Origin of the sequence: Haloarcula amylolytica JCM 13557 (genome assembly GCF_000336615.1) — an archaeon.
GTDB classification, from domain to species: Archaea; Halobacteriota; Halobacteria; order Halobacteriales; family Haloarculaceae; genus Haloarcula; species Haloarcula amylolytica.
This window is the reverse complement of record NZ_AOLW01000009.1, coordinates 1-5,473: the sequence shown is the minus strand read 5'-3', so window position 1 is coordinate 5,473 and position 5,473 is coordinate 1. Positions and strand designations below refer to the sequence as shown.

7 protein-coding genes and 1 tRNA gene are annotated in these 5,473 nt (G+C 63.5%); 2 read left to right on the top strand and 6 right to left on the bottom strand.

Going from position 1 to position 5,473, the window contains the following annotated elements:
* The 4 genes from C442_RS20780 to C442_RS03510 form a co-directional block, all read right to left on the bottom strand.
* A partial coding sequence (locus C442_RS20780; protein ID WP_008307864.1) for a 2Fe-2S iron-sulfur cluster-binding protein occupies positions 1 to 179 on the bottom strand: 179 nt, incomplete at its 3' end.
* A gap of 22 nt (positions 180 to 201) precedes the next feature.
* Positions 202 to 1,590 carry a selenium-binding family protein gene (locus C442_RS03520; RefSeq protein ID WP_008307863.1) on the bottom strand — a complete coding sequence of 463 codons (1,389 nt, stop codon included), beginning with the start codon at positions 1,588 to 1,590 and terminating at the stop codon, positions 202 to 204.
* Positions 1,591 to 1,702: 112 nt separating this feature from the next.
* Positions 1,703 to 2,605: an NAD-dependent epimerase/dehydratase family protein gene (locus tag C442_RS03515; RefSeq protein WP_008307862.1), complete on the bottom strand. Its 903-nt coding sequence runs from the start codon at positions 2,603 to 2,605 to the stop codon at positions 1,703 to 1,705.
* A gap of 43 nt (positions 2,606 to 2,648) precedes the next feature.
* Complete coding sequence (locus C442_RS03510; protein WP_049942802.1) at positions 2,649 to 3,533, bottom strand: NAD(P)H-binding protein; 885 nt, start codon at positions 3,531 to 3,533, stop codon at positions 2,649 to 2,651.
* Between the two features lie 168 nt (positions 3,534 to 3,701).
* On the opposite strand from C442_RS03510, the gene C442_RS03505 reads away from it, so the two are divergent.
* A complete protein-coding gene (locus C442_RS03505; RefSeq protein WP_008307860.1) occupies positions 3,702 to 3,920 on the top strand; it encodes a DUF1328 domain-containing protein in 219 nt (72 codons plus the stop codon).
* A gap of 167 nt (positions 3,921 to 4,087) precedes the next feature.
* Here C442_RS03505 and C442_RS03500 read toward each other — a convergent pair.
* Both C442_RS03500 and C442_RS22830 read right to left on the bottom strand, forming a co-directional pair.
* Positions 4,088 to 4,160 (bottom strand) — tRNA-Arg (locus C442_RS03500).
* A gap of 49 nt (positions 4,161 to 4,209) precedes the next feature.
* The gene (locus C442_RS22830; protein WP_008307859.1) at positions 4,210 to 4,794 is read right to left on the bottom strand and encodes a 2Fe-2S iron-sulfur cluster-binding protein; all 585 of its coding nucleotides are present in this window, start codon (positions 4,792 to 4,794) and stop codon (positions 4,210 to 4,212) included.
* Between the two features lie 145 nt (positions 4,795 to 4,939).
* Here C442_RS22830 and C442_RS03490 point away from each other — a divergent pair, with 145 nt between their 5' ends.
* Positions 4,940 to 5,389, top strand: a complete 450-nt coding sequence (locus C442_RS03490) for a type IV pilin N-terminal domain-containing protein (RefSeq protein ID WP_008307858.1) — start codon at positions 4,940 to 4,942, stop codon at positions 5,387 to 5,389.
* The last annotated feature ends 84 nt before the right edge of the window (positions 5,390 to 5,473 follow it).

Sequence of the window (5,473 nt, the reverse complement as noted above, 5' to 3'; positions counted from 1 at the left end):
GAGATGTGTATAAGAGACAGCAGCAGGCGAGCGGTACAGGTCCCGCATGCGCCGGTTCGACAGCCGAACGGCAGCCCGATATCCGCGGCCTCCGCGGCGTCGAGTATCGTTTCGCCGTCTGGCACCGAAACCGTCTCCGTCCGGTCGCTGTCCCGCCAGTCCAGCAGGACCTCGGTCATCGGCCGCCCAGTCGCATCGTCCTCATTGCCACACGTCGCTGGTACAGTCGCCGTCGGGCCACCGGATCTCGTGGGCGCGAGCAGGGCCTTCGGGCAGGTCGCCGAAGTCCACGAGGAAGTCCCGGTCCAGCGACATCGTCCCCGTCCGCGGGTCTACGTCGGCTTTGAGCATCACTGACCCCTTTTCGGCCTCCTCGGGGAAGAACTGGTTGTCCCACGAGGAAAACAGCGACGTCGTCCAGTAGAGGCGCTCGCCGTCCAGCGATAGCTGGAGCATCTGCGGCCCGGCAACGATGTCGCGGCCCTGGACCTGCTCGATGTCGCCGAAGTAGCCACCGATAGAGATGGAATCGGCCTTTCGGGGGTTCGACGGGTCCGAGATGTCGTACATCCACACCTCGCCGTGGAGCCAGTTCGACCCGAACAGGTACCGGTCGTCCATCGAGATGAGGATGTCCGTCACCAGCGCCGGCACCGGCATGTCCCAGTCCTCGTGCTCGCGGTCGTCGAACTCGATGACTGGCTCGGCACGGTATTGGCCGTCCGACTCACAGAAGTGGATGATGTTCGAGGACAGCGCCGCCCCGACGTAGCCGTGGGTGCTCTCGGGCGTGTGCAGGAACCGGGCCTCCAGCGGAATCAGGCCGTCCTCGCCGAGGTCGATTGTCTGCTCAACGGTGCCGGCCTCCCAGTCCCAGAAGTTGAGCCGCTGGCCGTAGTTGCCGTCCTCGACGTCGTCCAGGTCGAACCCGGGGTAGTACGTCTTCGGGGCCGCCCACTCCGTCGACAGCATCACGTTCTGGCGGGGCTGGTACCAGTAGTCGTAGTTCATCTCGATCTCGCCGGGCGGGTCCCACCGGCCCTGCACCTCGAAGTCGTCGTTCAGTTCCAGAAAGCCGCCGGGGAGGTCGCCGTCGGCGTCGCCCAGCATGGAGATGAGAATCTCACCGTCGGGGATGCAGTGGACGGTGTGGGGCGCGGAGAGGTCGTGCTCGTACACCGCCTCCGGTTCGATGACTTTCGTCAGTTCGGGGTCGCGGCGCTCCTTCGTGTCGACGATGTGGATGCGGGAAGACCGCTGGCCGGGTATGACGAGGTGTCGGCGCTCCAACCCCTCCATGTGGCACGACGACGAGCAGGCGTTCCACCCGAAGTGGTGGAGTTCGTCGCCCTTGTTCGGCATCTGGACCCGGTTGATGATTTCACTGTACGTGTCTGAGTCGGGGGCTACGTCGACGACGGCCAGGAAGTCCGGCGCGTCGACGTCCTGGCCGACGTGCAGCCCCATCACGTAGGCGGTCCGTTCGCGCTCGGCCTCCTCGATGGCCGCCTGCGGGGTGGCATAGCCCGGCCCCTCGTGGTCGTGATGATCGTGTGTCTCGCTCTCTGACGGCTGTTCGGCGTCACTCATGCATGTTAGTTACATACACATTACATTTTAGCAACGTGTTCCGGATGAAACGGCCGCTACATGCGGCATGGTAATGGCGGCGTCCGGATCGATGGGCGGGCCGCCGCTGGCTTCACGCCAGTTGTCGCCAGCTCCAGGTCGGTTCCCAGTCAAGCAGCCGCTCGGCTTTCGTCGTGTCGATGAGCGTCGCATACGGGTTCTCGTCGTCGGCTGTCGGCCCCCGGTAGTCAGCATCGGGGTACAGTTCCGCCGCGAGTTCGGCGCTCGGCGTCTCGGCGCTCGTATCTGGTGCCGAGACCCAGACGCGTTCGTGGCCGTCGAACGACGCCGCAACGGCCCGCTCGACGAGCCGAACGGCGTCGGTGGTGTGGACGTACGCGTACAGCGTGTTCCGCTGGGTGTGGAAGTGCGGTGACGCCCGAGACCCGGCGAGTGTCCGGTCTGCCTCGACGAACGTCTCCCTGGCCAGGTCGTCGTCGACGACCCACGGAAGCCGAAGCGACGTGATAGTGTCCGGGGCGTCCGCGCTCCGGCGGGCGAACCCGTCGGCGGTGATCTCCAGTGCCTGTTTCCCCATTGCATACGGGTTCGACGGCGTGAGGCGGTGGTCCTCGTCGATCGGAAGGTAATCGACTGTGATGGGGGCCGGTTCGAACCCGCCGCCGATAGCGCTGAAACTCGACGCCAGGGCAACCGTATCGACGCCCAGTTCGCCGGCCGCCTCCAGCACATGATAGCTGGACATGACGTTGCTCTCGTAGGTCCGGTACCCCGGCGTGTGGTCGGGCGTGGGACTCATCCCGAGATGGACGACCGCGTCGGGGCCGGATTTCGCGAGTGCGCCGTAGACCTCGCCCGCATCGAGCAGATCAGTCCTGACGTATGCGTCCGAATGGTCTTCCTCCCGTTTGCCACGGGAGAGGTTGACCGTTCGATACCCCGCTGCAGTCAGGTGTTCGAGGACGTGCTGGCCGACGCGGCCGTTGCCACCAGTAACGGCGACCGATTCGGGCATAGCTACGTCTGCACCGCACAGCCCCAAAACAGTCCCGCAGGGCCTACGACTCCATCAGCGACCGCCGAACGGCGTCCTTGATCGGCGTCTGGTCGATCGGCACGACATCCTGCAGGTCCATCTCCGGGTCGACCGTGACCGGGTTCCGCATACTCTCGGCCAGCGGCCGCGCGATGGCGTACTGTACGTCTGTCGTGAAGCGAAGCCAGTGCGAGGACAGACCCGGTGTCATCACCGGCACGGCAATGATAAACACCCGCTTGCCCTTTTCCGCCGCGGTGAGTTTCAGCAGCGACTCGTAGGACCACACCGACGGCCCGCCGATGTCGTAGGTCTCGCCGCGGGTCTCGTCGGCACCGAGTAGCTCCACGAGGTAGCTGATTGCGTCGTCGACGCCGATGGGCTGACACGGCGTTCGGACCCACTTGGGGACGAGCATCAGCGGCAAACGGTCGGTCAGGTCGTCGACGATCCGGAAGCTCGCGCTCTCCGGGCCGATGATGACCGCCGCCCGGAGTACTGTCAGGTCGAACGACCCCTCCGCAAGCACCGATTCGACTTCGCGCCGCGACGCCAGATGAGGCGAGAGGTTCTCCTCGTCACCGCTGATGCCGCTGAGATAGACGACCCTGTCGACGCCTGCAGCCGACGCCGAGTCGGCGAACCGACGGGCGTAGCGACGGTCTAACTCGGCGAAGTTCTCGGACGTGAGCGAGTGGATGAGGTAGTACGCGACGTCGATATCATCGCAGAGCCCATCGAGGGAGTCTGGGTCGCCGAGGTCGCCCTCGAACGGCTCGACCCCGTCGGGAAACGATTCCTCGCTCGCGCTCCGGGAGAACGCCACCACGTCGTGGCCTGCGTCGTTCAGGGCACGAACCAGTCGCTGTCCGATGAATCCGGTCGCACCCATAACGAGCACACGCATGTGTTCGTACATCTGGCTGGACCGACAAAGGCTCTTGTGCCCCCAGCCCAGTGACACATCGGCTGACCAGCACCGATTGCACTAGCCAGCGCTGTCACTCAGATGCGGATAACAACGTGACACCGTGAATATCTGAGGTGTCAAATAGCCTGAGAGAGAAGTGGACGTATGACACTTCAGAGCAGCCTGTCAGCCAGTGCCGTCGCGCCACACACGCTCCCACTCCAGTTCGGTGGCGGACTCATCGAACTGGCAATTCTGTTCCTCGTCCTCGCGCTGGTCGCGGCGATCCTCGGTGCGCGCGGTGTCGCCGGGCTGAGTATGGATATCGCGAAGTGGCTCGTGATTATTTTCGTCGTCCTCGCCATCATCTCCTTTGTCCTGTAGAGCCGTCGAGCCGCCGGACACTATGGCCTTGTCGGTATGTAGGCAACGGTGAGGGATTTGAACCGAGTGGAGACGATCGCCCTCGCTTCGCTCGGTCGCTGCGACTCCCCGGGTTCAAATCCTCGCTTCCGGTTCGCTCACCGCTCGTAAAACTCGGGTTCGCTGCACGGGCGGCGAGGGATTTGAACCCCCGACCATCTGGTCCGGAACCAGGCGTTCTGTCCGCTGAACTAGCCGCCCACGAAAAGTGCTATCAGGCTGTCCGTCTTAACGGTTGTGAACCGCAGCGTCAGGGTGACTCGCCGGTTTCGAGGGTGAAGTCGCTGGTCGGATAGGCGACACAGGTCAGGCAGTACCCCTCTTCCATGTCGTCATCCATCAGCGAATCGTTGTTGCTGTGGCGGATGTAGTCCTCGGCCGGGCCGTCCTCGATGTGGCCGGCACAGGAGATACACTGGCCCTCGCGGCAGGCATAGGGGAGGTCCCAGCCCTCCTCTTCGCCGGCGTCGAGGAGCGGCTCGTTGTTGGCGACCTCGATCGTTTCACCCTCCTTGGCGAATTCGATCTCGTAGTACTCGACCTCGTCGTCGGCGATGTCGTCGGGGTCGAAGCCCTCGTCCTCCTCTTCAGCCTCCTCGCCTTCGCCGAGTTCGCCTTCGGCCTCACCAGCCGGAATCGCTGTGGCACCGCCACCACCGATAGAGCGGTTGTACGGCTCCGGAAAGTCCGTCTCGGGGACTGTCGCGGCCCGCTGCTCGAGGACCTCCTGGGAGATGTCTTCCGGTGCCTCCCAACCGGTCCCTTTGGCGTAGTGGAGCGCGACCACTATCAGGGTGAGCGTGGCCCCGGCGGCGAGTCCAACGAGTTCTACCATGTGTCCGGCTATGGAATACTGGTTTAATTAGCTGTTGTTTCACCCGCAGCCGCCCGCGAACGGCCCGGCCACCAGACGACTGTGTGCCCGGCGACGGGCGATTAATTTCCATATTGTTTAGGACTATCAATTAATGAAGTATGCCATGGGAGTAAAAGATTCGTGGAACGATCTCGGTACCGCTGGAAAGGTACTCGTCGGACTAGGCGTCGGCTTGGCTGTCCTGTTCATCCTGATTCCGATCATCATCATCGTCGCGGCGATAATTGCGTCCTTCGTGCTGGGCATGGGTAGCAGTGGCGGCGACGTAGCTGCGGCCCCGCAGGCCTCGTTCACGTTCGAGTACGAGGAGACGACAGACGGCGTCGTTGCCGTCGTGACACATGACGGTGGTGATACGATCAGTGCAGAGCAACTCACTATCGAAGTGGCGGACGGACAAACAGTGGAGTGGGACGATGACGACGGCGAAGTGACCGCCGGCGACCAGTCACGCGTTAGCGTCGAGGATGGAGCTGAAGTCAGCCTCGTTTGGCACGGGGACGACCAGACAACGGTGCTCGCAAAGGGTACCGCTCAGGCAAGCGAGTTCTGAAGCGATACGGTAGCACACTCACGTCCGACGTGGGACGTCGTGGCGACCGAAGCCGTATCGGCTGTCTCTTATACACATCTCCTG